This is a genomic window from Rhizobacter sp. P5_A1, from assembly GCF_056400745.1.
This window is the reverse complement of the sequence record NZ_JBFUKR010000045.1, coordinates 1-25,559: the sequence shown is the minus strand read 5'-3', so window position 1 is coordinate 25,559 and position 25,559 is coordinate 1. Positions and strand designations below refer to the sequence as shown.

The following is a 25,559-nucleotide window of genomic DNA, read 5'->3' as shown; positions in this document are numbered from 1 at the left end:
CACACCAAGGCATGAAGTTGTCTCGCGACAACGCGCGGCCGGTGAGCACGCGCTCAGCCGCGTCCACCGCGTGCACCTGGATCACGCGCTTGGCGAGATCGACCCCTACGCGAACCGCTTGACCTCGTGTAATCTGCTCCACGGACTTCCCCTTTCACAGGCTTCAGATTGATGACTTCGAACACCACCAATCTTGGCGCTTCGTCGCCGTTGCCCGAAGGTGGGAAGTCCCTTCGCATTCCCATCGAGGGGATGCCCAAAAGGCTGCGCCTTTTGTGCACCCCTCATGTCAAACGTCAGGCGTCACACCTGCAGTTTTTGTTTATCGGGAGAATCATGAGTTCACGCCCTTCATTCATCGTATCCACCGGCGAATTGCCGGAGCGTAGCCACGTCTATCCGCAGAGCGAGGAGGAAATGGGCCCTGTTCGTAGCGTGGGCAGCGCTGCGGGACTGGTCCGCCTTGGCATCAACCTCCAGCGCCTGCCTCCCGGCAGGCGCTCCTCTTGGCCTCATGCTGAATCGGATGAAGAAGAGTTCGTCTATGTCATCGAAGGCGTAGTCGACGCCTGGATCGATGGAGAAGTTCATCGTATGCAGGAGGGTGACCTTGCGGCATTCCCAGCCGGGACTGGAATCAGTCACTGCTTCATCAACAACACTGAAACGGAGGCGCTACTTTTGGTAGGCGGCGAAGCCGCAAAGCCAAGCAATCGCATTGTCTATCCACTGAATCCATCGCGTCGCGTGGATCTCAAGGCAGCTGATTGGTGGCACGATGTGCCGCCGAGAAAGCTCGGAAGCCATGACGGTCTTCCAGATCAACTGCGTGGTTCCAAGCGCTCGAACAATGCCGCCTAGCCCCTCCGTCAAGGGGACGTCTTGCCCCTTACGTCGAACGTTAGGGAAGGTCTGAACAAGTGCATGGTTCTTGCATGATCGATGCAGTCCAGTGACGGAGCGCGCAACGATGAGCCAGATCAGTTTCTCGGATGCGGAGTACGCCGGCAAGCGCAAGAAGACCCGACGTGAGGTGTTCCTTGATGAGATGGAAGTGGTCGTGCCGTGGAAGGCGCTGCTGGGCCTGATCGCGCCGCACTATCCGGTGGCCGGCCGAGGCCGCAGGCCGTATCCGCTGGAGTCGATGCTGCGCGTGCACCTGATGCAGAACTGGTTCGCGCTGAGCGACCCGGCGATGGAAGAGGCGCTGTACGAGATCGCCTCGCTGCGCGCGTTCGCGCACCTGAGCCTGGGTGAGCCGATCCCGGACGAGACGACGATCCTGAACTTCCGCCATTTGCTCGAAGCCAACGACCTGGCCGAGGACATCCTCAAGGCAGTCAATGCGCACCTGGTGCGCAAGGGCCTTCTGCTCAAGCGCGGCAGCATCGTGGACGCCACCATCATCGCCGCGCCGAGCTCGACCAAGAACGCCGATGGCGAGCGTGATCCGGAGATGCACCAGACCAAGAAGGGCAACCAGTGGCACTTCGGCATGAAGGCGCACATTGCGGTGGATGCCCACAGCGGGCTGGTGCATACGGTCACCACGACGGCGGCGAACGAGGCGGACGTCGAGCAGATCGCCGAGCTGTTGCATGGCAAGGAAGAACATGTGTGGGCCGACTCAGGCTACCGGGGCGCACAGGCGCGGGTCGACCGCGAGGATCTGCAGTGGCATATCGCTGCTCGCCTGAGCGACATCGCCAAGCTGCCCGACGGGCGCCGCAAGGCGGCGGCTCGCAAGCGCGAGCACCGCAAGGCCAGCGTGCGCGCAAAGGTCGAGCACCCGTTCCGAGTCATCAAGCGCCAGTTCGGGCTGGCGAAGGTTCGCTTCCGCGGGTTGGCCAAGAACACCGCGCACGTGGTGACGCTGTTTGCCCTGTCGAACCTGTGGATGGCGCGACGACAGTTGATGGCAATGGCGCCAGTCCGCCCGCGAAGCGCATGAACGACGAGCCGCGCGGCGAAGGCCGCTGGAAACGACCCCGCTTGAACCCGAACTCCTCGGCGCAGCGGCTGAACAGGTCCAACGCGATCGCGTTTTCACGTTGTTCAGACCTTCCTTAGAACCTCTTCAGCATCAACCACCACGTTAAATGCCAATCCAACTCAAAGCTCTGGCAGTCGCAGCACTCGTGACCGCGTCGCTTCAAGCCTCCGGTCAAATGGAACCGTCAGCCTGTGCGCAGGAACTCGACAAGAAGTTGAACGAAATGATGTCGCTGACTGCCCAAGCTGGAAGCGTTACCTATAAGAAGATCATGGAGCGTGCCGTCAACTGCATGCAGTCGGGGCGCTGCTCGAAGCCGGATTCACTGGTCAACATGCAGGAGATGATGGTGGACCAACAGGTCATTGACCTGCAGCGCAAGAAGGTGGCCGCCATGAGGCGCTTCTTCGCCCGCGCTTCGTCGGCCCACAATGACGCTTGCGCAGTAACACCTCTTTTCCCATCTCTGTTCGAGGAAATGAATTCTGCCAACCAGCAGCAGTTCGCCCGCTTCGAAGAGCTGGCAAGTCGCTATTTCCCAGAAACCAGCAATGCAAAGTGAGACGAGGTTCTAACCCCTCCATCGAGCAGACAGCCTCCAGCCAGCTGGCTTCCGGCTGCAGCTCATGTCAAACGTTCGGCCGCGCAGCAGAGGCATCTCGGTGCGCCAGCAGAGTCAGCGCCAGTCGGCGTGGGTTGACCAGCCACAGCTGAGCGAAATTACCCGCTGCCTATATGGCGCGAAAGCTTGCAGCCGGCGCTGGCGGCAACTTTGCTCAACCGAGTGCCGAAAGCTAAAATTTCCTGTCCCCGACCGAGGGGGTACTGGCAGCGCTTCGAGTCGAGCGGCTTTAACGAAAGGTTGAATGTGGAAAAGAGTAGCGTTGCCGTCGGTGCATCACACGATCACCAGATCCAACCGCCATTTCCCGCGACGTTTGGGCTGGGAGATCGCGTTCGCAAAAAGTCTGGCGCCGCGTGGCAGGGCCATATCGTCGGCTGGTACAGCACACAGCTGACGCCAGAGGGCTACGCCGTCGAGTCCGAAGCACATCCGGGCTCTGTGCAAATTTACCCGGTCGCAGCGCTTGAACGCGTGGCCTGACCCCTCAGTCGAGGCGACAAATTGCAGCAAGCTGCAATTTGCGCTTCACCTCGAACGTTAGGCACAGGAAACCAAAGCGAGTCCACCATGTCTGAGGAACAACTGCTACACGGTTCATGTCACTGCGGTGCAGTTCGTCTCACGCTGCCCTCAGCGCCGGAGAAGGCGACCAAGTGCAACTGTTCGATCTGCCGGCGCCTTGGCGGACTCTGGGCGTACTACGAGTTCGGATCAGTTCGGATAGAAGGGCATCCGGAGAATACGGCCGGGTACATCTGGGGTGACAAGACGCTGCGCAATGTACGCTGCAAGACCTGCGGGTGCGCCACCCATTGGGAACCACTTGTCCCCGAGCCAGGCGGCAAGCACGGCGTCAATCTGAACAATTTTGATCCGCGCCTTATAGAGTCCGTTCAGGTACGCCGGTTCGATGGAGCGGGCACTTGGAAATTCATCGACTGAGCGGCACCACCGCGGTGGTCAAACGTTGGGCGTCAGCAGCGCACTGATGCCGGCGCGGTGGTATCGACTAACCAGCTGGAGGCAAGGATGACAACCGAACTGTTTTATCTCTTGTTCACGGCCGCCCTCACTGGCGTGCTCTGGATTCCCGTCGTCATAGGCTACGTATTGACTCGCGGACCCTTGAAGCCTTCCGATTACAAGGTCGCACCCACGTCGCCACTACCTGCTTGGGTCAATCGCGCCAATCGGGCGCAGATCAATGCTGTCGAGAACCTCGCAACTTTCGCACCAATTGTTCTCATCGCTCATGCAGCTGGGGTGTCGACCCCCATTACCGTGGCGTCCGCTGCCGTCTACTTCTACGCGCGCGCCGCACATGCCGTTGTACACATCACTGGTTTCAGTCAATTCAAAGCCCGTACCGCATTGTTCACAGTCGCCTGGATCGCGTTTCTGACATTCGCGATCGAACTGCTGCGAAAAGTGATGTGAGAAAGCTTGAGCCCGATCCACAGCCGCCGCTCATGTCAAACGTTAGGTATCACGGAACCCCGCGGTCCACTTCTCGCAGCGCAACGCCATGACACCATCGCTTCTCGGCTTCGATCACATCCACGTCTTCGTCCAAGACCGCACCGCTGCGGAGGCTTGGTACGCAAGTGTCTTGGGCCTCACCCGAACGCCTGATCTCGAGTTTTGGGCCGAGGGCGGTGGCCCGCTCACGCTCCAGGATTCTGACAACACGATTCACATCGCATTGTTTGAGCGGCCTCACCAGAAGAACAGAGCCACCGTGGCACTTCGCGTGAGCGCGGACGCATTTCGCGGCTGGCGCGCTCATCTTGCTTCATTCACGGCGTTGAAGATGACCACGGAAGATCACGGGGTATCCATGTCTCTGTACTTCAGCGACCCAGACGGTAATCCGTATGAAATCACTACATACGAGTACGCAGCTGCAAAGGCCGCGGCGTGATGCCTAGCCCTTTTAGGGCGACTTCCTTCCCCCGTTAGGCCCCGCGCAGGCCCACGCGCTTCAGGAGAGCTCATGTTTGACCACGTCAAATTCGGCGTCAGCGACTATGCAGCGAGCAAAGCGTTCTTTCTCAACGCACTCGAACCGCTCGGCGTAGCCGTTGTCTCGGAAGGGCCGCCGACCTACGGTGTCGAGCTCAGCCCAAAGGGCAAGGCTTCGCTGTGCCTGTACCAAACCGAGGAGAGGCCGGCGCATCTTCACCTGGCGTTCACGGCCGAGAATCGCCGGCAAGTCGAAGCTTTCTATCGGGCGGCTCTGGAGGCGGGTGGCAAAGACAATGGCGCGCCTGGTCTGCGCCCGCACTACCACCCGAACTACTATGCAGCTTTCGTCATTGGTCCGGACGGGCACAACATCGAAGTGGTTTGCCACGAACCCGAGGCGTAATCCGCCCATCCAGACTTCGCAGGAATCATCACCATGAATCGGCGAATCGCCTCCTGCTGCTGCGGACAACTCGAAGCAAAGGTCAGCACGGATCCAATCCGGGTATCCGTCTGCCACTGCCTTGCGTGTCAGCGCCGCACCGGAAGCGTCTTTGGTGCGCAGGCTCGGTTCTCGAGGGAGGCCGTACAGATTACCGGCCGGGGAACGAAGTTTCTGCGAATCGGTGACGAGGGAACCGAAGTCACATTCACGTTCTGTCCCCAGTGTGGATCGACGATCTTCTACGAAATGGCAGGTCGAGAAGCGTTCATCGCCATCCCCGTTGGCGCATTCGCTGATCCTGACTTTCCTGCTCCGTCGTTCTCCGTCTACGAGGATCGGATGCACGGTTGGGTGCAGATGCCGAAAGACATCGAGCACATGGCGTGATGGCTGCTGTCAATTCAGCGGAAGTCGTTTCCTCTGCCGATGATTTCCGCGCGTTGGAGCGGTCGCGTCTGCGATCGCTGGTGGCACGAGACATGGAGCTTGCCGAGGCGCTTCACTCGCCGGAATTCCATCTCGTCACCCCTGGAGGCAACACCCGTTCGCGCGAGTCCTATCTCAACGCGGTTCAAACCGGCGCTATCACGTATCTCAGGTGGGAGGCCGCTGACATCAGCGTGCGTCAGTTCAGCAAGGTCGTGCTCCTTCGCTATCGAGCCGGGCTCGAGATGCCCTCGCAGTCCGGCAGCACTTCGTCGTTCTTCTGTTGGCACACGGACTCTTACGAACTGCACGATGGCTTCTGGCAGGTCGTCTGGTCTCAGGCCACTCGCATTGCCTAGCACCGCCGCATGCAAGCCTTCGCGAACCTGCCCATTCGAACAGCGAGGCTCGAGCTTCGGCCGTTGCGGGAAGCAGACGTCGCTCCGCTCTTCGAGATCCACGCCGATCCAAGCGCCATGAGGTACTGGGATGCGTCGATCTGGAAGAACGATGAACGCGGACGCGCGATGGTCGCCCGGGATCTTGCCCTGACGACCAACGACTACCTGCGCCTTGGAATCGAGTCGGCCGCCGGCGGAGAGTTGCTCGGAACCTGCGCGCTCTGGCGCATCGACGCGCAGTGTCGGCGCGCGGAGATCGGGTACATCCTGCGCTCCCGGAGCTGGGGCCAGGGGTACATGCATGAAGCCTTGTCCGCGCTCCTTGACTACGCGTTCATCGACCTGGACTTGAATCGCGTCGAAGCCGACACCGATCCCAGGAACGAACGATCGGCACGCGTCCTCGAGCGTCTCAAGTTCTCGAAGGAAGGGCTCTTCCGCGAGCGCTGCATCGTCGATGGCGAGATCTCCGACGCAGCCATGTATGGCCTGCTCCGACGCGAATGGAATCAGGGCCCCAGAATGCCGCGCCGCGTGGAGCGCGCATAGCGCCGCTCGGCACGCGGTGCTGCTACCCTCGCTGCATGGATACTGCGCTCTCCGTCAGCCAGATCGTCGTTCGGGTCTGCCTGTTCGCCTTCTCTGCCATCGCCGTCTTCGGCGGCTCCCTGCAGATGTACCTCGGTCAGCCGGACACGTCGCCACGCCTGGACAACGTCCATCGCTTCATGGCCGGTGCGTACCTGTCGATGGGCGTCATCTGTGGCTGGGCGGCGGTCACGGTCAGGCAGCAGGGTACGCTGGTCTACCTGATCGCCGGCGGTGTCTTCGTGGCCGGCTGCGGGCGGCTGCTGTCGATGCGCAGGGTGGGACTGCCCGAACCGAGGGCGGTCTGGTTGGGCTACCTCGCCCCCGAACTCGCGTTGCCGTGGGTATTGGCCATCGCCCACTCGTATTCGCGCTGAGATGGGCCGTCGTCCGCGAATGCCTGAGGTGCCCCCGCGAAGAATGCCGCGCGATTTCGATCGTTTGACCGAGCGCGAGTTGGCCGCGCTGGACGCGTTGCTCGTCGCGCATGAGAGCCCCTGGTGGGATTCGTTCTACGCCGACCGTGCCAAGCCGTGCCCGTTCTTCGTGACCTCGCCCGACGAGAGCCTGGCGAGGTGGGTCCGTGACGAAGGTTTGATTCGCCCGGGCCGGGCCATCGAGTTCGGATGCGGGAACGGACGGAACGCGATCTTCCTGGCTCGACACGGGTTCTCGGTCGAAGCAGTCGACTACTCCCGATCGGCCGTCGACTGGGCCGCCGAGCGCATCGCCGAGGCCGGCGTGCCCATCGCCCTGACGCGCCAGGATGTCTTCGCGCTGGCGCTCGAGCCCGGCGCCTACGATCTGGTCTACGACGCCGGCTGTTTTCATCACGTGCCGCCACATCGGCGCCGGAGCTATGTCGACCTGGTCGTCAGCGCATTGAAGCCTGGGGGCTGGTTCGGGTTGACCTGCTTCCGGCCCGAAGGCGGCAGCGGCTACTCGGACGAAGAGGTCTACCAACGCCGTTCGATGGGCGGTGGGCTGGGCTACACCGAGGAGCGCCTGCGCGAGATGTGGTCCCGAGGCCTGCAGGTTCGCGAGATCCGCCAGATGAACAAGCCAAGCGCGGAAAGCGGGCTGTTCGGAGAGTGCTTCCTTTGGACCGTTCTGGCGCAGAAAATCGCGTGAAAGCAGAGGAGCAGAAATGGCCGATGTCGAACAGGAAGTTGCCCGAATCCTCGAGTCATACAAGTCGGCGGTTCTGGCGGCGGATGTGAATGCCTTCATGCGCTTGTACGACCCGAGCGTGCGCGTGTTCGATACCTGGGGCGTCTGGTCCTACGAGGGCGCGCAGGCGTGGCAACGGGCGGTCGAGGGCTGGTTCACCTCGTTGGGAACCGAGAAGGTCAAGGTGACGTTCGAGGACGTGCAGACCGTGCCGGATCGCGACTTCGCGATCGTCAGTGCCATCGTCGCGTACACCGGCATCTCCAGCCAGGGCGAGCCACTGCGCGCGATGCAGAACCGCATCAGCTGGGGCCTCAGGCGCAGCGGTCACGTTCTGAGGATCGTGCACGAACACACTTCGGCGCCGGTGGGGTTCGAAGACCTGAAGGCCATTCTCCGGCGCGAGAGCGGGCCCTGAGAGCGGCCCTTCGCGCCATCCATCGAATTCACGCGAAGATCGAACCGCAGCCTGCAGCGAAAGCGAGCGCGCCATGAACGAGCCATCGACATATTGGTTTCCTGCGAAGCGCTACGGATGGGGCTGGGGCCTGCCGACGCGGTGGCAGGGTTGGCTGGCGGTGCTGATGTTTGCCGGTGCGCAGGTGCTCGGGCCGTTTCTCTTCGATCCGCACCGGCAGACGCTCTTCTACTCGGCCTACGCGGGGGCGCTCACGGTGGCGTTCCTGGCCATCTGCTATCTCAAGGGCGAGCCTCCGAGCTGGCGTTGGGGCCCGAAGTGAGGCTTTTGAGTCGATGATGCTCGGGGCGTGGCCACGGCTGGCCATCGCGGTGCTGATCGCGATCGGCTCGTCCGGTTCGAGTGCCGACGAGTCGGGGGCGTTGACGGCCGAGCAGCGGGCGGCGGATTTCGCCGCCTTTTGCCGCTTCGTCGGCGACGAGTACGCGTACTTCGATCAGAAGACGACCGACTGGAATCGCGTCTGCAGTGTCTACGCGCCTCAGGTGGCGGGCGCGACAGGCCGAGACGCATTCATCGAGCTGCTGGAACACGCGCTCGGCGAGCTCTACGACATGCACGCTCATCTGGGCACGAACACGCCGCGGTCGTTTCGCTTGGTGCCGACGAACGCCGATCTGTTCGCCACCTGGAAGGAGGGCAAGGCGATCGTCTCGGCGGTGCGCGCGGATTCCGGCGCCGAGCGTGCGGGCCTGCGAGCCGGGATGCAGGTCGTGGCGATCGACGGCGAGACGATCGACGCCGTCGTGCATGCCATCGAGCCGAAGCTTCTGACCCGCGACGACCCCGCCGCACGCGAGTGGGCGCTGCAGGTGGCGCTCGCCGGCCGTCGCGACCGCGCCAGCACTCGACTCTCGATCCGGTCGGCAGGCACGGTCCGCGAACTCGCGTTCGTGCCCGGCCGACCGGAGCCGACCGAACCGCTCGCGCATCGGCGCGTGGGCCGCGTGGACCACGTCCGCATCAACAACTCGCTCGGCGAGCAAGCGCTGGTGCAGGCCTTCGACAAGGCGCTTTCCGACCTTGGCGACGCGCGGGCGCTGGTGATCGATCTGCGAGACACGCCCAGCGGCGGCAACTCGTCGGTGGCGCGGGGCATCATGGGTCGCCTCGTCGACCGGGCGCTTCCGTACCAGCGCCACGAGCTGGTGTCCGAATCGCGCAGCACCGGCATCCGGCGGGTGTGGGTCGAGTATGTGGTGCCGCGGGGCGCGGCTTTCACCGGCCCGGTCGTCGTGCTCGTCGGCCATTGGACGGGCAGCATGGGCGAGGGACTCGCGATCGGCCTGAACGCCACGCGCGGCGCACCGGTGCTGGGCCAGCCGATGGCTCACCTGCTGGGCGCGAACGGGGAGACGACGCTGCCGCACTCGAGGATCGTCGTGCGCGTGCCGACCGAGAAGCTGTCTCACATCGACGGCTCGCCTCGCGAAGCCTTCGTTCCTTGCGCGCTGGCGGGTTCGGGCATCGAATCGGCATCGAGCCAGGATCTTGAATTGCGCTCGGCGATCGACCTGGCCGCCAGCTTGGCCCTGCTGAAGGGCGAACGATCCGGCCGCGGCAAATTGAAAGACTGTCGCAGCGCGCGGCCCGAAAGGAGCGTGCCGTGAAGCAATCGATCGGCCAGATCGCGCTCGTCGTGCGTGACTACGACGAGGCGATCGCGTTCTACACAACGACCCTGGGCTTCACGCTGGTGGAAGACACCCACATCGCGGCGCAGGACAAGCGCTGGGTCGTGGTCGCGCCGCCCGGCGCGACCGAATCGCGGATACTTCTGGCGCGCGCCGTGGGCGACGAGCAGTCTTCGCGCATCGGCAGCCAGACCGGCGGCCGCGTGTTCCTGTTCCTGTTCACCGACGACTTCTGGCGTGACTACGCGTCGTATCGGGCCAAGGGTGTCGTCTTCGTCCGCGAGCCGAAGGAGGAGCCCTACGGCACCGTCGCGGTGTTCCGCGATCTCTATGGCAACTTGTGGGATCTGCTGCAGCCCGCGCAGCGTTCCATCGAAGGGTCTCGATCGACATGAGTGCAGAACAAAGAATCAAGGAAATGGGCTTGGAGCTGCCTTCCGGCAGTGGCCCGGCGGGCAACTACGCGAGTGCGGCCAGAACCGGTGACCTGCTGTTCCTGTCGGGCAAGGCACCGCTGCCGATCGACGGCCAGCCGCCGAAAGGGCGCCTCGGGCACGAGTACTCGACGGCCGAGGGATACGCGCTCGCGCGCTCCGCCTGCACCGAACTGCTCGCAGTCATCAGGAAGGAGCTCGGCTCGCTGGACAGGGTCGCCCGGGTCGTCGAGCTTCACGGCTCGATCAATGCGGCACCCGAGTTCGAGGAGCACGCGAAGGTGCTCGATGGCGCGTCCGACCTGCTGGTGGCGGTCTTCGGCGCCTCGGGCGTTCATGCCCGCTCGGTCGTCGGCGTGAGCTCGTTGCGCAATGGCTTGCCGCTGACGCTGAAGGCCATCGTCGAAGTGAGGCGCGACGGCGCCACGTCCGGCGCCTGACGATGGAGGCACGCAGGCTCAAGGTCGGTCAGCCGATCACCCCCGACCAGTTCGACGAACTCTCGGACGAGCAACTCGCACGCCTCGTGCCGCGCGCGTACCGCGAGTACTTTCCCGGCAAGGACTTCTGCGCCGACGGTCACTTCTACCTGCACGACGGAACCGCCTGGTGCTTCTACCGCGGCGGCTTCCTCGACGAGTGAGGCTTGCACGCATGTCCAGGATCGAAGAACGACTCGCGGCCCTCGGGCTGGTGCTTCCCGGGCCGATCAAGCCGCCGCCCGGCGTCGTGCTGCCGTTCCAGTTCGTCCGCGTCATCGGCCGGCGCGCGCTCGTCTCGGGGCATGGCCCGCAGAACGCCGACGGTTCGATCGCGGGGCCGCTCGGAAAGCTCGGGCGAGACATCACGGTCGAGCAAGGCTACGCCGCGGCGCGTCTCACGGCGCTGTCGATCCTCGGCAGCCTGCAGCGCACGCTCGGTGACCTCGACCGCATCGAGAACTGGGGCCGCGTGTTCGGCATGGTGAACTCGGCGCCGGGATTCAACCGGCAGCCGAGTGTCATCAACGGGTTTTCCGATCTGATCCTCGAGCTGTGGGGCGCCGCGGCGGGCGCCCATTCGCGCAGCGCGGTCGGCATGGCCGAGTTGCCGTTCGACATCCCGGTCGAGATCGAAGCCGAGGTCGAGATCCGCGGGTAGAGCGAAGCGCTGACGCGCTCAAGCCATCGAACGGTAGACGCCTTCGCCATGCGGCGCGGCCGTGAACTCGGGCAGCTGCTCGACCGCCAGTGAATACGCCTGCAGCAGCGGATGCGTCGCCGCGGGCGCCGCGTCGGGTGTCAGCTGCTGGATGAAGTGCCAGACGACCGCGGTGCTCACGCCGGCCTGGTCGATCGTCGCGCGGGTCGCGGCCAGCGGTTCACGCGCCAGCTCGGCCTCGAGCGCGCCGCAGGCGGCGAGCAGCTGGCCGGTCACGCGGTCGAGCCAGGGCGGGTGCCGTTTCTCGACCGGCCGCGTGTTGTGCTCGTAGACGATCTGCACGCTCTTCTCGCAGGCCGCCAAGGCCAGGCCGATCACGCGCAGCGCGCGCCGGCGCTCGGCGAGACCTTTCGGCATCAGGCTCCTGCGCGGCGCGGCGAGCGCTTCGGCGTAGTCGATGATCAGCGTCGAATCCATCAGCACCGTGGCGTCGTCGCAGACCAGCGTCGGCGCCTTGACGACCGGGTTGATCGCCGCGAACTGCGCAAATCCCCTGAAGACGGACACCGACCGGTGCTCGAAGGGCAGCCCGAGCAGTTGCAGCGAAACCGCGACGCGGCGCACATAGGGTGAATCCAGCATGCCGATGAGTTGCATCGCGTGTCTCCTTCAGAAAGCATGAACTTCAGGGCGCGCGCGATTGCCGCTCCGGCGCGCGCTGCCAGTCGCCGCCCAGCGCCTTGACGAGAAACACCGAGGTCACGCGGCGCTGGCTCGCGAGCTGCGTCGCCTGGCGCTCGACGCCGAGCAGCGCCTGCTGCGCGGTGATCACGTCGAGGTAGCTCGTTGCGCCACCCTCGTATCGGCTCGTTGCCATCTCGAGCACGCGCTGCGCGCTGTCGACCGCGCGGCGCGCCTGCGCCGAGGCACGATCCAGCGCCGCGAGGCCGGTGATGCCGTCCTCGACCTCCTGCATCGCGGTCAGCACGGTGCGCCGGTAGTTCGCGACGGTCGCGTCGTAGCCGGCCTGCGTGAAGTCGACGTTCGCGCGGATGCGCCCGCCGTCGAAGATCGTCTGCGTCGCCGAGACGCCGAGTGACCACAACAGGCTGGGGGCGTTGAACAGGCTCGAGAGCTCGCGGCTGTCGAGGCCGGCCGACGGCGCCAGCACGATGCTCGGGTAGAACGCCGCGCGGGCGACGCCGATCTGCGCATTCGCGGCGGCCATCGCGCGTTCGGCCGAGGCGACATCGGGCCGGCGCTCGAGCACATCGGACGGCACGCCGAGCGCGATCGCCGGCGGTGGTGTGACTTCGCGCGAAGGGTTCGCGCGCGCATCCGGCGCGAGCGTGAAGAGCGGGGCGGGGCGCCCGGTGAGCGTCGCGATCGCGTGCTCGAACGGATCGCGCTGGCGGCGCAGCACGTCGATCTGCGTCAGCGTGTTGTCGAGCAGCGCCTGCTGCTGCGCGACATCGAGGCCCGAGGTCGCACCGAGCTCGTGGCGCGACGTGACGAAGCCGAGCGCGCGGCGCTGCAGCGCGATCGATCGCTGCAGCACGTCGAGTTCGGCGTCCAGGCCGCGCAGGTTGAAATACGCGCTCGCGAGATCGGCGGTCAGCAGCAGCCGCGTGTTCTCGAGGTCGATCGCCGACTGCTCGGCCGACGCGCGCGCACCTTCGACCCCGCTCCCCACGCGGCCCGACAGGTCGAGCTCGTAGCTGACCGACAGCGCGAGCGCGTAGTCGTTCTGCACGGTCGAGAAATTCGGCGAACCATAGTTGCTCAGCGGCCGGTTCTCGGAGATCTTCAGCCGCTGCGCGCGCGCGCCGAGGCCGATCTGCGGGAACAGGCCGGCCGACGCGCCGGCGACCGTCGCACGCGCCTGCGCGAGCCGCGCGCTCGCGATCTGCAGGCTCGGGTTGTCGGCCAGCGCCTGCGCTTCGAGCGCGTCGAGCTGCGGATCGCCGAAGCGCTGCCACCACAGGCCCTTCGCGGCCGCGTCGTCGGGCGCGCTCTCGCGCCACGGCGGCTCGATCTTCCAGGCGACCGGCATCGCGATCGCCGGCTTCTGATAGGCCGGCCCATTGGCGCAGCCGCCGACGATCAGCAGCGCGAGCGCGGCCGCCAGGCGTCGGCTCACGGTGTCGGTCTCGCCGCCGAGGCCGACGCGCCGGCCGGTGCGATGGCCACCTTGTCGCCATCGGCGATCGAGTCGGACGGGTTCAGCACCAGCACATCGTCGGGCTTGACACCGTCGAGCACCTCGACGGTCTCGCCGAGGTTGCGCCCGATCCTGACCGGCCGCAGCCTGACCTGGCCCTGCCGGTCGACGACCGCGACACGGATGCCTTCGGCGCGGATCAGCAGCACGTTCGCCGGCACCGCGATCGACGTGTTCGATGGCGCCAGCGGCAGCTGCACCTGCACATAGGCGCCCGGCAGCAGGGTGCCGTCGCGGTTCGGCAATGCGATCTCGACCTGCATCGTGCGCGTCGCCGCATCGAGCGATGCGCCGGTGCGCGCGACCGTGCCCTCGAAGCGCTGGTCGCGCAGCTCGGCCTGCGTCACGACGACCTTCTGCCCGGGCCTGATCAGCTGCGCATACGACTGCGGCACGTTGACGTAGACGCGCAGCGGATCGGTCTGCGTCAGCACGAACAGCGCCCGGCTGGTGCCGCCGCCGGCGTCGATCAGATCACCGACGTCGACGTTGCGCCGCGTGATCACGCCGGCGAACGGCGCGGTGACGCGCTTGAAGCCCTCGGTCTGGCGCAGCCGCTGCACGTTCGCCTCCGCCGCGGCGACGTTCGCGACCGCCTGGCTCGCGCCGCTGCGGCGCTCGTCGAGCTCCTGCTGCGAGACCACGTCTTTCTGGCGCAGGCCCTCCCAGCGCGCGAGCGTGCTCTTCGCGAGCTCGAGGCTCGATGCGGCCTGCTGACGCGCGGCGATCGCCTGCGAGAGCTGCTGGTCGATCTCGGGCGTCTCGATCTCGGCGAGCAGCTCGCCCTTGTCGACCCGGCTGCCGATGTCGCGCGTCCAGCGCTTCAGGTAGCCGCTGGCACGCGCGGCGATCGGCGCCTGGACCTGGCCTTGCAAGGTGCCGGGCAGCGCGATCGTCTGGCCGGCGTCGCCGCCCTTCGCGACAACGGTCTTCACGTACTGCACCGCGCGCTCGACGGTGCCCGTCTCGAGCGCCTTCGCGTTGGCGATGCGGCTGAAGATCGTGCGGCCGGCGCCGAGCGCGAGCAGCAGCAGCACGACGATCGCGACGAGCCGGGCGCGGCGCAAGACCTGACGGCGCTTCAGCAACTCGGCGTGGTCGGCGGCAGCGCCGCCGGCCGCGTCGATGCCGTGGATCCCGAGCGCCGCGTGGCGTTGTTCGGTCATCGGTCAGGACTCCTGGGGCAAAGGTTGGATCGGCGGTCGCGGCGGCGGCGCGCCATGCGCGGCCCGGCGCTGCGCGAGCCGTCGGTGCACGCCGGCAAACACGACCGGCACGAAGAGCAGGGTGGAGACGGTCGCGAACAGCAGCCCGCCGATCACTGCGCGGCCCAGCGGCGCGTTCTGCTCGGCGCCTTCGCCGAGACCCAGCGCCATCGGGATCATGCCGATGATCATCGCGAGCGCGGTCATCAGCACCGGGCGGATGCGCGTCGCCCCGGCCTCGAGCGCGGCCGAGAGCGGCGGCACGCCGTCCTGCAGCCGCTGGCGCGCGAACGAGACGAGCAGGATGCTGTTCGCGGTGGCCACGCCCATCGTCATGATCGCGCCGGTCAGCGCCGGCACCGAGAGCGTCGTGCCGGTGATGAACAGCATCCACGCGATGCCGGCGAGCGCGGCCGGCAGCGCGGCGATGATGATCGCGGCGTCGACCCACGACTGGAAGTTCACGACCACCAGCAGGTAGACCAGCACGATCGCCATCGCGAGGCCGACCCCCAGGCCGATGAACGACGACTCCATCGTCTGCACCTGGCCGCGCATCACGACCTGGCTGCCGCGCGACAGCTTCTTCTGGATCGCGTCGACCTTCTGCTGCACTTGCGTGGCGACGCTCGCGAGGTCGGTGCCTTGCACGCTGACGTACACGTCGATCGCCGGCAGGATGTTGTAGCGCGACGCGATCGCCGCCTGGCGCGCCGGGCTGACCTCGACCATGTTGCCCAGCAGCTGTGTTCCGCCGCCAGCCGCCGATGGATTGGTCGCGCCGGCGCCGGCGACCGGCAGGTTCAGCAGTGCATCGAGCGAGTCGACGCGGTACTGCGGCGTCTGCACCGCGATGTTGTAGACCACGCCGTTCTGCGGGTTGAGCCAGAACGCCGGCGCCGTCTGCGAGCTGCCCGACAGCGCGATCAGCACGTTCTGCCCGACGTTCGATGCGGTCAGGCCGAGCTGCTGCAGGCGCGAGCGGTCCATCTGCATGTCCAGGCTCGGGCCGTCGAGGCGCTGGTGCACGTGCGTGTCGACGGCGCCGGGGATCTTGCGGATCTCGCGCGTCAGCTCGGCGGCGAGCGCCGCGTTCGCGCCGACATTGTTCCCGGTGAACTGCACGTCGATCGCGGCCGGCAGACCGAAGTTCAGGATCTGCGTGACGATGTCGGCCGGCTGGAAGAAGAACTCGATGCCCGGAAAGCGCTTCGGCAGTTCGGCACGCAGCAGCGAGACGAATTCGTCGGTCGGCCGGTGGCCCTCTTTCAGCGAAAGTTGTATTTCGCCGTCGAGCGTGCCGATCGTGCCGGCATTGCTGTACGACAGGTTGATGCCGCTGTTCGGCACGCCGAGGTTGTCGAGAATGGTCTCGAGCTGGTCGCGCGGGATCAGCTCGCGGATCGCGGCCTCGACCTGGTCGGCGAGCCGCGCCGTCTCTTCGATGCGGGTGCCGGTGGGCGCGCGCATGTGCAAGCGGATCTGGCCGGCGTCGACGCTCGGGAAGAAGTCGCGCCCGAGGAACGGGTACAGCCCGCACGAGAGCACGCAGAACGCGAGGAAGAGCAGCGCGAACTTCGCGCGGTGCGCGAGCAGCGACGACAGCGCCAGCGTGTAGGCGCGCCGCACGCGCTCGAAGCGCCGATCGAAGCTGCGGTACAGCCGCTGCAGCAGGCTCGGCCTGGCGTCGCCGGCCGGCCCCTCGGCATGCGCCGCGTGCCCCTGCGTGCGATGCACGCGGCCCATCAGCAGCATCACCAGCGTCGGCACCAGCGTGCGCGACAGGAGGTACGACGCGACCATCGCGAACACCACGCCTTCCGCGAGCGGCACGAACAGGAAGCGTGCAACGCCCGAGAGAAAGAACATCGGCACGAACACGATGCAGATGCACAGGGTCGAGACGAACGCGGCCGCGCCGATCTCGTGTGCGCCGGTCAGGATCGCTTCGTTCAGTCCGGTGCCCATGTGCAGGTGGCGCTCGATGTTCTCGATCGTCACGATCGCCTGGTCGACCAGGATCCCGACCGACAGCGCCAGGCCGCCGAGCGTCATCAGGTTCAGCGTCTCGCCGAGCACCTGCAGCACCAGCACCGAGCTCAGGATCGACAGCGGAATCGTCAGCGCGATGATCAGCGTGCTGCGCCAGTTGCCGAGGAACAGCAGCACCATCGCCGCGGTCAGCGACGCGGCGATCAGCGCCTCGATCACGACGCCCTTGACGGCCGCCTTCACGAACACCGACTGGTCGAACAGCGGCGTGATCTTGATGTCGGCCGGCAGCACCTGCGTGACCTTGGGCAGCAGATCGCGCAGGTTCGCGACGATGTCCAGCGTCGACGCGCCGCCGTTCTTCAGCACCGACAGCAGCACGCCGCGCGCGCCGTCCTGGCGCACGATGTTGGTCTGCGGCGAGAAGCCGTCGCGCACGTTGGCCACGTCGCGCAGGTAGGTCGTGTTGCCGGCCGTCGTGCGCACCGGCAGGTCGTTCAGGCCGGCGATCTCGTTCGGCGAGCCGTTCATCTTCACGGTGTATTCGGTGGCACCGAACTTCGCGGTGCCGGAGGGCAGGATCAGGTTCTGCAGGTTGATCGCGTTGACCACGTCGGCCGGCGCGAGGCCGCGTGCCTGCAGCGCGGGCATGTCGAGGTCGACCGAGATCAGCCGGTTCTTGCCACCGTACGGGAACGGCACCGCGACGCCGGGAATCGTGATCAGCTGCGGCCGCAAGATGTTGATCGCGGTGTCGAACACCGACTGCTCGGGCTGCGTCGGGCTCGACAGCCCGAGCTGGATCACCGGGATGCTCGACGCCGAGTACTTGATGATCAATGGTGGCGTCGTCCCCGGCGGCAGCTGGCGCACCTGGGTCTGCCCGATCGCGACGACCTGCGCGATCGCGGTCTGGATGTTCGCCTTCGGCTGGAAGAACACCTTGATGACGGAGACGCCCGCCAGCGACTGCGACTCGATGTGCTCGATGTCGCTGACGGTCGTCGTCAGGCTGCGCTCGGTCTGGGAGGCGATGCGCTGGCCCATCTCCTGCGCCGACAGGCCGTTGTAGTTCCAGATCACGCTGATGACCGGGATGTCGATCTCGGGGAAGATGTCGGTCGCCATCTTCAGCAGCGCGAACGGCGTCGCCAGCACGATCAGCATCGCCATGACGATGAACGTGTACGGACGCTTCAGGGCGAGCTCAACCATGTCGAACCGATGCGCAACGTCTGCCGTCTGCCGGCGAAGAGCGGATGATATTCAGATATCGCGCGGCGCGTTTCGGGGCCGGACCGGCCGGCCGGTGCGAGAGCAGGGTGATTCGGGAGCCACGATGAAGCACACACGAACAGAGTTTCGGCCCGCCGTCGGAGCGGCGATCGCGATCGCACTGATCGGTGCATCGGGCGCCGTGCACGCCGCCGCATGGACGTGCAGCGACCTGACCGGCGTCAGCGCCGAGGGGGCGACGATCAGCTCGGCCGCGCTGGTCACCCCGCCGACGACGATCTCCGGCGTCACGGTCGGCGTTCCGTTCTGCCGCGTCCAGGGCGTGGCCCGGCCGTCGGCCGATTCCGAGATCAAGTTCGAGGTCTGGCTGCCGTCCGCGGTCGATGCCTGGAACGCGCGCCTGAAGGTCAACGGGACCGGCGGCTACGCGGGTGCGACGCCGTACGCGCGTCTCGCACAGGACGTCGCCGACGGTTTCGTCTCGGCCGGCAGCAACATGGGGCACGACGGCGGCGAGGCCGCGAGCTGGACGCTGAACCACCCCGAGAAGGTCAAGGACTGGGGCCTGCGCGCGCATTACCACGTGGCGACCGCGGCGAAGGCGCTGAGCGCGGCCTTCTATGCCAAGCCGGTCGGCCACGCGTACTTCGAGGGCTGCTCGAACGGCGGGCGGCAGGCCTTGATGCTGGCGCAGAACTACCCGCAGCTGTTCGACGGCATCGTCGCCGGCGCGCCCTCGAACTTCTATCCGGACCTGCTGATGTGGCTGCTGTGGACCGGCAAGAACCAGGTGCCGGTGCTCGGGCAGCCGCCGGTCATCAGCGCGGCGAAGCGCGCGCTCGTCACGCAGCGCGTGCTGCAGGCCTGCGACGCGAACGACGGCCTGGCCGACGGCCAGATCACGAACCCGCGCGCCTGCCAGTTCGACATCGAATCGCTCGGGCCCGCCGGCGACCAGACGCTGACGGCGCCGGAACTGGCCGTCGTCAAGGCGATGTACGCCGGCACGCACACCGAGACCGGCGCGCAGCGCTACACCGGCGCGATGCTCGGCTCCGAGGCGGACTGGGACCCGAACTTCGCCGACAACGGTGGCTACGGCAAGTTCATCGGCCATTTCGTCTACGGCGTCGAGAGCCCGCCATTCGAATGGCGCCGCGACATCGACTTCTCGACCGTCTACGACCAGGTGAAGACGGCGCTGACACCGATCACCGCGGCCCCGAGCCCGGACCTGACCGCCTTCAAGAACCGCGGCGGCAAGCTGATCCAGTACCACGGCTGGAACGACTCGGTCGTGGCCCCTGAAGGTTCGATCGGCTACTTCTACGCGCTGACGCAGTTCGAGAAGCTGGGCGCACTGCCGAAGGCCGAGTTCGATCGGCAGACCGACAAGCTCACGCCGCAGGGGGTGGCCGCGACCGCACAGGCCTTCGGCCAGCAGGTGCAGCGGTACCACCGGCTGTTCATGCTGCCCGGCGTCGCGCACTGCGGCGGCAGCACCGGGCCGAGCTCGATCGGTGGCGGCGCGCCGGAGCCGCCGAAGGCCTGGCGCGACGCCGAGCACCACGTGGTCCGCGCCGTGATCAAGTGGGTCGAGGAGGGCGTCGCGCCGGAGCAGATCGTCGCCTCGCGCTTCGATGCGAGCGGTGCGGTGGTCCGCCAGCGCCCGGTGTGCCCGTATCCCGCTCAGGCGACCTACGACGGCTCGGGCGACATCAACGCGGCATCGAGCTTCGCGTGCGTGACACCGAAGGTGCAGGATCGCAGCGTCGGGCCGGGCGACCTGCTGCACATGCGGAACGCGCTGCGGCAACGCGACCTGCTGCTGCCGAACCGCTGACCTCGCGATGCCGGCCCGCCGCCGCGGCTCAGGGCCGCGGCGCGACGCTCGGCGACAGCTTCGTCCACGGCAGATCGCCCGGATCGGCGGCCATCGGGCCGGGCGCCTTGGCGATCAGGATCGTCGACGCGATCGGCCCGAAGGCGGCGCGGAAGTGCACCGAGCTCTTGTTGACGAGCAGCTTCATCTGCGCCGGATCGACGCCGAGGTAGCGGTACAGGTCGAGATCGAGCATCTGCGCCTTCGCGCTCGCCAGCAGCACCTTGATGCCCTGCAGTTCGACGCAGGCACTCGGGCCGAGCTGCATCGTCGCGCCGGCCGTCATCGGGCCGTGCATCGTGACCGCGCCGTCGCTGACCGCGAGCACGCGCACCTGCGCCTGCACCGGCGCTTCGGTCAGCGTGCCGTCCCAGGTCGGCACCGCGCGGCCGATCGAGAGTGCCACGCTCGCCCCGACCCCGGCCGCGCACGCGGCGCGCGCCGCGGCGGGATCGAACACCAGCCCGATCGCGACGCGGCCGGCGAGCCGCGTGCCGGCATCGGCCTGCATCAACGCGCGCAGCATCCCGGTGGTGTTGGCATCGCCGCCGGCGCCCGGGTTGTCCTGCGTGTCGGCGATCACGACCGGTCGATCGGCCTCGAGCGCGAGCGCGACGGCCTGCTCGACCGCGGCCAGCGGCCCGAGCAGCTCGAGCGTCCAGTCGGCGCGGCGCGTCACCGCGACCTCGGTGTACAGCTGACGCACCGCGCGCTGCACGCGTGTCGGGTCGATGCCGTAGCCGAACAGCACCGGCCCGCACTCGGCGAAGTCCGCGGCCGAGAAACCCATCGAGAAGTTCAGCTCGACATCGTGCTGGGCCTCGATCTGCTCGATCAGGCCGATCACCGAGGCCGCCGGCTGCATCAGCGTGCACTGCGCATTCAGCGGCAGCAGGAAGGGCACGCGCTCGGCATGCACGGCGCGCTCGGCCGCCGCCGGCACGAGGCGGCGCGCGAGCATGCGCGCGGCGCGCACGCCGGTGTCGCGCATGTCGACGTGCGGGTAGCTGCGGTAGGCCGTCATCGCGGTGGCGAGCTTCAGCATGCGCGCGGTCACGTTCGCGTGCAGGTCGAGCGTCGTGACGATCGGCAGCGAAGGCCCGACGAGGGCGCGGATGCGCGCCAGCAGCTCGCCCTCGGCATCGTCGGCGCATTCGGCGACCGCGGCGCCGTGCAGGTCGAGAAAGATCGCATCGACGCTGCCGGGCTGCTGCAGGTCGGCGACGATCTCGGCGCAGATGCGCTCGAACGCGTCGGTCGTCACGCGGTTCGATGGCATCGCGCCGGCCCAGACCGAGGGCCGCAGTTCCCAGCCGTGTTCGAGCGCTTCGCCGATGAAGCCGCCGATCGCCTGGGCCGTCGGCGCCATCTGCGCGAGCATCGCGTCGCCGCGCGCGTAGGCCGGGTAGCCGGCGCCGCAGGTGAACGCGTCCCAGTCGGCCGGCGATGGCGCGAAGGTGTTGGTCTCGTGGTGGAAGCCCGCGACGAAGACGGTTGTCATGTGAGCAGCGCGATTTCTGCGTCGGTGAAGCCCGCGGCCTGCCGCGCGGCGTGGTTGAACGGGGGCCGCAGGCGCGGCGCCTGGTAGCGCGCGGCGAGTTCGCCGTAGAGGGCCACCGGGTCGTGGCCATCGCGTGTGCACAGCCAGCGGTACCAGTGGTTGCCGATCGCGACATGGCCGACCTCGTCGCGCAGGATCACCTCGAGGATCTCGACCGCGCGCAGGTCGCCGGCCCGGCGCAGCTTGGCCTGCATCGGCGGCGCCGCATCGAGGCCGCGCGCCTCGAGCGTGCGTGGCACCAGTGCCATGCGCGCGGTCGGATCGTGGGCGGTGCGCTGCGCCATCGCCCACAGGCCGTCGTGCGCATCGAAGGCGCCATAGTCGGCGCCGAGCGTGAGCAGATGCTCGCGCAGCAAGCTGAAGTGCAGCGCCTCTTCGCTGGCGACGCGCAGCCAGTCGCGGTAGTACGCGACCGGCATGCCGCCGAAGCGCCAGACGGCGTCGAGCGCGAGGTTGATCGCGTTGAACTCGATGTGCGTGACCGCGTGCAGCAGCGCGGCGTGGCCCTCGCGGGTGAACGGCGAGCGTGTCGGCACGTCTTTCGCCGGCACGAGGCGCGGCAACTCGGGACGGCCGGGCAGGGCTTCGGGCGCGTCGATCGGTTCGGCCGGGTCGATCGCCGCATCATCGAGCGCGGCAAACAACGCACGCGCCTGCGCGGCCTTCGCGACCGGATCGCTCAGGCACAGGGCTCGGAGCGCCGCTTGCCGCGCCGACATCGCCACCTCAGGCCCCGTATCCATCCGGGAATGATAGGCCTCGACACCGGCCCGCGGCGCCACTAGGATGCCGCCCATGTCGCGCAACGTCCCGCCTCAAACGCTGAGTCGCTGCGACTGGGTGCGGCGCTGCGCCGCGCGCATCCGCGAGCTCGACGATGTGGTCACGCTGATCGACGCCGCCGACCTCGCGAACACGCTGCGCGACCTGCCGTGCTGCCACGGGCTGGAACCCGAGACGGCCGCCGCGCGGCTGTTCGAGGACAACCTGACGCCCTCGCAGTGGAGCGACCTGTCGGCGCTGCGCAGGGCCCCGCGCGACTGACGACCCTGCGCCCGGTGCGCCTCGGAGCGTCGCCCTAGAATCGCGGCTTTTCCGAACGATTGACCGGCGAACCGCATGGCTCTTTACCAGCTCGACGAACACAGCCCGCAACTCGCGCAGGGTGCCTGGGTCGCCGACAGCGCCGAGGTGATCGGCCACGTCGAGCTGGCCGAGAACGCGAGCGTGTGGTTCGGTGCGATCCTGCGCGGCGACAACGAGCGGCTGCACATCGGCAAAGGCTCGAACGTGCAGGACGGCAGCATCCTGCACTCCGACCCCGGATTTCCGCTGACGCTGGGCGAGAACGTCAGCGTCGGCCACCAGGCGATGCTGCACGGCTGCACGGTCGGCGACGGCTCGCTGATCGGCATCCAGGCCGTCGTGATGAACGGCGCGAGGATCGGCAAGGATTGCCTGGTCGGCGCCGGCGCACTGGTCACCGAAGGCAAGGAGTTTCCCGACGGTTCGATGATCCTCGGCTCGCCGGCCAAGGTGGTGCGCCAGCTGACGCCCGAGCAGATCGCCGGGCTGCGACGCGGCGCCGCGCACTACGTGCAGAACGCGCAGCGCTTCAAGAACGGATTGAAGAAGATCGCTTGATGCAATCGGCGGATGTTTCGAGCCCGGCGCCGGGCCGCCAAGGGCCGCGAAGGGGCTCCTTGTGGCCCCGGGCGGGCGAGATCCCCTTGGGGGGTCGCGCGCCGTACCCGGCGGGCGGGGGGTTGTCATGAGCGAGTTGCACAAGTTCATTTTTGAGGGGCTGCCGGTGCGCGGCATGCTGGTGCGCCTGACCGACAGCTGGCGCGAGGTGTTGGCGCGCCGCGCCGCCGCGGCCGATGCGTTTGCGCCACCGGTGCGCGCGCTGCTCGGCGAGATGGCCGCGGCCGGCGTGCTGATGCAGTCCAACATCCAGTTCAGCGGTGCGCTGGTGCTGCAGATATTCGGCGACGGCCCGGTCAAGCTCGCGGTCGCCGAGGTGCAGAGCGACCTCGCGTTTCGCGTCACCGCGAAGGTCATCGGCGACGTGGCCGACGCGGCGCAGCTCGAGGCCATGGTCAATGTGCACGGCCAGGGCCGCTGCGCGATCACGCTCGACCCGCGCGACAAGCGGCCCGGCCAGCAGCCGTACCAGGGCGTCGTCGCGCTGCACGGCGACCACCGCGAGCCGCTGCAGCATCTCGGCGAAGTGCTGGAGCACTACATGCTGCAGTCGGAGCAGCTCGACACGCGGCTGATCCTCGCGGCCGACGACAGCGTCGCCGCCGGCCTGCTGATCCAGCGCCTGCCGGTGCAGGGCGGAGGCAACCTGCAGGGTGCACAGCGCAACGAAGACCTGATCGGCCTCGACGAGGCCTACAACCGCATCGCGCTGCTCGCCGGCACGCTGACCCGCGACGAGCTGCTGACGCTCGATGCCGACACGCTGCTGCGCCGGCTGTTCTGGGAGGAGCCGCTGCGGCGCTTTGCACCGATGCGCGGCGACGCAGGCCCGCGCTTTGTCTGCAGCTGCTCGCGCGAGCGCGTCGGCAGCATGCTGAAGAGCCTGGGCCGCGCCGAGATCGACGGCATCGTGGCCGAGCAGGGCCGGGTCGAGATCGGCTGCGATTTCTGCGGCATCAAGTACCACTTCGACCCGATCGACGTCGGCGAACTGTTCACGCCGATCGGGCGGCAGGCACCGGGGTCGGCGTCGACGCACTGAGGCGCCGAGACGGCCGCTACTTCAGCTTGTAGCCGCAGACGCCGCAGAACACGTCTTCTTTCCCGACCGCCGACAGGCACTGCGGGCAGGTCAGCGTCTTCGCGACCGCGGGCGTGGTCGAGTCCGGCGGCATCGCGCGCACCGGGGCTTCGGGCGGCGGCGCTGGCGTCTCGGGCGGCTTCGCTGCCGCGGCCGCGCTGGCCTGTGCGGTCGCGGCCGCCTGCCGCGCCTGCTCGCGGGCGCGCTCGGCGGCCTCGCGTGCCTTCTGGCCGAGATCGGCGGCCTGGCGCTTCGCGTCGTCGAGGCGGGTTCTCAGTGCGGCTTCGGTGGCGCCGACATCGAGCCCTTCGGTGACGCGCAAGTACACCAGGTTCAGCCCGAGCAGGTAGACCAGCGAGAGCAGCGAACCGGTGAGTGCCCACAGCAGGCCGGCGCCGATGCTGGCCGCGATCGCATAGCCCGCGCCGGCGCTGGCGGCGATCTCGCCGTGCTGGCGCATCATCCCGAGCATCGCGGCGAACTCGTCGTCGCCGAGGATCGCCGCCGACATGCCGACGGCCGGCATCAGCCCGCTGAACAGCGCACTGAACACGATGAAGCCGACGACGCCGGCGAGCAGTCCGACGACCGCCAGCAGCAGCACTGCCTCGACCAGCCGGCTGCGCGCGATCGCCAGCGTCTGCGCGATCGCGCGCGTGATCGTCGCGCCCTCCCAGATCGCCGGCAGCGCGAGGAACAGGCACAGCAACAGGCCCCACAGCGTCAGCCCCGAGATCACGACCGAAAGCGGGAACACGGCGACGAACAGCACCGGCCCGAGCACCGGGATCTTGCAGATGGCGTAGACGATCGCCAGCACGATGAAGACCGCGAGCGCGACGAGCAGCAGCGTCAGCCCGAGCACGATGAACTTCGGGATGCACATCAGCCCGTACACCACCGCATCGGTCAGCGGGCGCGACGGCACGCCGCGCGCCTGATCCATCAGCAGCACGCCGGCCGCGTTGACGCCGGTCGCGCCGGCGATGAACATCGCGAGGCCGCCGAGGAACGCAATGAAGAAGCCCAGCCGCGCGGCGATCAGCGAGAACACCGCGGCCACGAGCACGCCGATGACCATGCAGCCGAGCATCGCGACCAGCGCGCGCCGGTTGCGCAAGCCATTGATGGCCTGGAACAGGCTCGCGAACGCATCGGTCGACAGGCCGCCGATCGCGCCGGGTTGTGGGGTCGGGTCGGTCATGGTCATCCTCCTCCTTCTTGTTGGCGCCGACGGTCTTCGGCGGCCTTGATGCGCTGGCACACGAGCTCGCCGGCATGTTCGGCACGAGCGCACTCGCGCGATTCGCAGATGCCTTGCAGGATCGGGTTGCGGTTCGCGCAGCGCGCCTGCACGCCGCGCGGCACAGGCGGCGCG

Annotated in this window: 31 protein-coding genes and 1 pseudogene; 24 read left to right on the top strand and 8 right to left on the bottom strand. The window is 67.4% G+C overall.

Annotation, left to right across the window (positions count from 1 at the left end):
• Positions 1-142, bottom strand: a pseudogene (locus AC1DTW_RS26995) (IS110 family transposase); the annotation flags it as partial.
• Between the two features lie 29 nt (positions 143-171).
• Between AC1DTW_RS26995 and AC1DTW_RS26990 the strand changes: the two are divergent.
• The 20 genes from AC1DTW_RS26990 to AC1DTW_RS26895 all read left to right on the top strand — a co-directional run bounded on the left by AC1DTW_RS26990 (position 172) and on the right by AC1DTW_RS26895 (position 11,299).
• Positions 172-861: a cupin domain-containing protein gene (locus AC1DTW_RS26990; RefSeq protein WP_477984924.1), complete on the top strand. Its 690-nt coding sequence runs from the start codon at positions 172-174 to the stop codon at positions 859-861.
• Positions 862-970: 109 nt separating this feature from the next.
• A complete protein-coding gene (locus tag AC1DTW_RS26985; protein ID WP_477984922.1) occupies positions 971-1,951 on the top strand; it encodes an IS5 family transposase in 981 nt (326 codons plus the stop codon).
• Positions 1,952-2,099: 148 nt separating this feature from the next.
• Positions 2,100-2,555 (top strand): hypothetical protein, encoded by a 456-nt coding sequence (locus AC1DTW_RS26980; protein ID WP_477984920.1) that lies wholly within the window; start codon positions 2,100-2,102, stop codon positions 2,553-2,555.
• Positions 2,556-2,861: 306 nt separating this feature from the next.
• Positions 2,862-3,098 carry a trimethoprim-resistant dihydrofolate reductase DfrB gene (dfrB, locus tag AC1DTW_RS26975; protein ID WP_477984926.1) on the top strand — a complete coding sequence of 79 codons (237 nt, stop codon included), beginning with the start codon at positions 2,862-2,864 and terminating at the stop codon, positions 3,096-3,098.
• An 87-nt stretch (positions 3,099-3,185) separates the two neighbouring features.
• Positions 3,186-3,560 carry a GFA family protein gene (locus AC1DTW_RS26970; RefSeq protein WP_477984918.1) on the top strand — a complete coding sequence of 125 codons (375 nt, stop codon included), beginning with the start codon at positions 3,186-3,188 and terminating at the stop codon, positions 3,558-3,560.
• 87 nt (positions 3,561-3,647) lie between these two features.
• Positions 3,648-4,055, top strand: coding sequence for an MAPEG family protein (locus AC1DTW_RS26965; protein ID WP_477984916.1), 408 nt, complete (start codon positions 3,648-3,650; stop codon positions 4,053-4,055).
• Positions 4,056-4,143: 88 nt separating this feature from the next.
• Entirely contained in the window at positions 4,144-4,539 is a 396-nt protein-coding gene (locus AC1DTW_RS26960) for a VOC family protein (RefSeq protein ID WP_477984914.1), read from the top strand.
• 72 nt (positions 4,540-4,611) lie between these two features.
• Entirely contained in the window at positions 4,612-4,986 is a 375-nt protein-coding gene (locus AC1DTW_RS26955; RefSeq protein ID WP_477984912.1) for a VOC family protein, read from the top strand.
• Between the two features lie 33 nt (positions 4,987-5,019).
• Positions 5,020-5,415 (top strand): GFA family protein, encoded by a 396-nt coding sequence (locus tag AC1DTW_RS26950; protein ID WP_477984910.1) that lies wholly within the window; start codon positions 5,020-5,022, stop codon positions 5,413-5,415.
• Positions 5,415-5,813 (top strand): nuclear transport factor 2 family protein, encoded by a 399-nt coding sequence (locus AC1DTW_RS26945; RefSeq protein ID WP_477984908.1) that lies wholly within the window; start codon positions 5,415-5,417, stop codon positions 5,811-5,813. The genes AC1DTW_RS26950 and AC1DTW_RS26945 overlap by 1 nt, the downstream gene beginning before the upstream one ends.
• A 9-nt stretch (positions 5,814-5,822) precedes the next feature.
• Positions 5,823-6,404 (top strand): GNAT family N-acetyltransferase, encoded by a 582-nt coding sequence (locus AC1DTW_RS26940; protein ID WP_477984906.1) that lies wholly within the window; start codon positions 5,823-5,825, stop codon positions 6,402-6,404.
• A gap of 35 nt (positions 6,405-6,439) precedes the next feature.
• A complete protein-coding gene (locus AC1DTW_RS26935) occupies positions 6,440-6,820 on the top strand; it encodes a DUF4345 family protein (RefSeq protein WP_477984904.1) in 381 nt (126 codons plus the stop codon).
• A 1-nt stretch (position 6,821) separates the two neighbouring features.
• Positions 6,822-7,574 (top strand): class I SAM-dependent methyltransferase, encoded by a 753-nt coding sequence (locus AC1DTW_RS26930; RefSeq protein WP_477984902.1) that lies wholly within the window; start codon positions 6,822-6,824, stop codon positions 7,572-7,574.
• Positions 7,575-7,590: 16 nt separating this feature from the next.
• Positions 7,591-8,031, top strand: coding sequence for a YybH family protein (locus tag AC1DTW_RS26925; RefSeq protein ID WP_477984900.1), 441 nt, complete (start codon positions 7,591-7,593; stop codon positions 8,029-8,031).
• 73 nt (positions 8,032-8,104) lie between these two features.
• Positions 8,105-8,353 carry a hypothetical protein gene (locus AC1DTW_RS26920; RefSeq protein ID WP_477984898.1) on the top strand — a complete coding sequence of 83 codons (249 nt, stop codon included), beginning with the start codon at positions 8,105-8,107 and terminating at the stop codon, positions 8,351-8,353.
• Positions 8,354-8,366: 13 nt separating this feature from the next.
• Positions 8,367-9,701 (top strand): S41 family peptidase, encoded by a 1,335-nt coding sequence (locus AC1DTW_RS26915; protein WP_477984896.1) that lies wholly within the window; start codon positions 8,367-8,369, stop codon positions 9,699-9,701.
• Entirely contained in the window at positions 9,698-10,120 is a 423-nt protein-coding gene (locus AC1DTW_RS26910) for a VOC family protein (protein WP_477984894.1), read from the top strand. Before AC1DTW_RS26915 ends, AC1DTW_RS26910 begins: the two co-directional genes overlap by 4 nt.
• On the top strand, positions 10,117-10,599 hold the full coding sequence (locus AC1DTW_RS26905; protein WP_477984892.1) for a RidA family protein: 483 nt from the start codon (positions 10,117-10,119) through the stop codon (positions 10,597-10,599). The genes AC1DTW_RS26910 and AC1DTW_RS26905 overlap by 4 nt, the downstream gene beginning before the upstream one ends.
• A 2-nt stretch (positions 10,600-10,601) precedes the next feature.
• On the top strand, positions 10,602-10,802 hold the full coding sequence (locus AC1DTW_RS26900; RefSeq protein WP_477984890.1) for a hypothetical protein: 201 nt from the start codon (positions 10,602-10,604) through the stop codon (positions 10,800-10,802).
• A gap of 11 nt (positions 10,803-10,813) precedes the next feature.
• The gene (locus tag AC1DTW_RS26895) at positions 10,814-11,299 is read left to right on the top strand and encodes a RidA family protein (protein ID WP_477984888.1); all 486 of its coding nucleotides are present in this window, start codon (positions 10,814-10,816) and stop codon (positions 11,297-11,299) included.
• Between the two features lie 18 nt (positions 11,300-11,317).
• Here AC1DTW_RS26895 and AC1DTW_RS26890 read toward each other — a convergent pair whose 3' ends face one another.
• Genes AC1DTW_RS26890 through AC1DTW_RS26875 form a run of 4 tightly spaced genes read right to left on the bottom strand, consistent with a single transcriptional unit; the run spans position 11,318 to position 17,932 of the window.
• Positions 11,318-11,956 (bottom strand): glutathione S-transferase family protein, encoded by a 639-nt coding sequence (locus AC1DTW_RS26890; RefSeq protein WP_477984886.1) that lies wholly within the window; start codon positions 11,954-11,956, stop codon positions 11,318-11,320.
• Positions 11,957-11,984: 28 nt separating this feature from the next.
• The gene (locus AC1DTW_RS26885) at positions 11,985-13,439 is read right to left on the bottom strand and encodes an efflux transporter outer membrane subunit (RefSeq protein ID WP_477984884.1); all 1,455 of its coding nucleotides are present in this window, start codon (positions 13,437-13,439) and stop codon (positions 11,985-11,987) included.
• Entirely contained in the window at positions 13,436-14,686 is a 1,251-nt protein-coding gene (locus AC1DTW_RS26880; RefSeq protein ID WP_477984882.1) for an efflux RND transporter periplasmic adaptor subunit, read from the bottom strand. The genes AC1DTW_RS26885 and AC1DTW_RS26880 overlap by 4 nt, the downstream gene beginning before the upstream one ends.
• A 3-nt stretch (positions 14,687-14,689) precedes the next feature.
• Positions 14,690-17,932, bottom strand: a complete 3,243-nt coding sequence (locus tag AC1DTW_RS26875; protein WP_477984880.1) for an efflux RND transporter permease subunit — start codon at positions 17,930-17,932, stop codon at positions 14,690-14,692.
• Between the two features lie 124 nt (positions 17,933-18,056).
• Here AC1DTW_RS26875 and AC1DTW_RS26870 point away from each other — a divergent pair, with 124 nt between their 5' ends.
• Positions 18,057-19,796, top strand: coding sequence for a tannase/feruloyl esterase family alpha/beta hydrolase (locus tag AC1DTW_RS26870; protein WP_477984878.1), 1,740 nt, complete (start codon positions 18,057-18,059; stop codon positions 19,794-19,796).
• 28 nt (positions 19,797-19,824) lie between these two features.
• On the opposite strand, the gene AC1DTW_RS26865 is transcribed toward AC1DTW_RS26870, so the two are convergent.
• Both AC1DTW_RS26865 and AC1DTW_RS26860 read right to left on the bottom strand, forming a co-directional pair.
• Positions 19,825-21,336 (bottom strand): M81 family metallopeptidase, encoded by a 1,512-nt coding sequence (locus AC1DTW_RS26865; protein ID WP_477984876.1) that lies wholly within the window; start codon positions 21,334-21,336, stop codon positions 19,825-19,827.
• Complete coding sequence (locus AC1DTW_RS26860) at positions 21,333-22,115, bottom strand: ferritin-like domain-containing protein (RefSeq protein ID WP_477984874.1); 783 nt, start codon at positions 22,113-22,115, stop codon at positions 21,333-21,335. Before AC1DTW_RS26860 ends, AC1DTW_RS26865 begins: the two co-directional genes overlap by 4 nt.
• Positions 22,116-22,191: 76 nt before the next feature.
• On the opposite strand from AC1DTW_RS26860, the gene AC1DTW_RS26855 reads away from it, so the two are divergent.
• From AC1DTW_RS26855 to hslO, 3 genes are all read left to right on the top strand, one after another.
• Positions 22,192-22,440, top strand: a complete 249-nt coding sequence (locus AC1DTW_RS26855; RefSeq protein ID WP_477984872.1) for a hypothetical protein — start codon at positions 22,192-22,194, stop codon at positions 22,438-22,440.
• A gap of 75 nt (positions 22,441-22,515) precedes the next feature.
• Entirely contained in the window at positions 22,516-23,040 is a 525-nt protein-coding gene (locus AC1DTW_RS26850; protein WP_477984870.1) for a gamma carbonic anhydrase family protein, read from the top strand.
• 127 nt (positions 23,041-23,167) lie between these two features.
• On the top strand, positions 23,168-24,142 hold the full coding sequence (gene hslO, locus AC1DTW_RS26845) for an Hsp33 family molecular chaperone HslO (protein WP_477984868.1): 975 nt from the start codon (positions 23,168-23,170) through the stop codon (positions 24,140-24,142).
• Positions 24,143-24,158: 16 nt separating this feature from the next.
• Here hslO and AC1DTW_RS26840 read toward each other — a convergent pair whose 3' ends face one another.
• A complete protein-coding gene (locus AC1DTW_RS26840) occupies positions 24,159-25,385 on the bottom strand; it encodes a hypothetical protein (RefSeq protein ID WP_477984866.1) in 1,227 nt (408 codons plus the stop codon).
• Positions 25,386-25,559 lie beyond the last annotated feature (174 nt).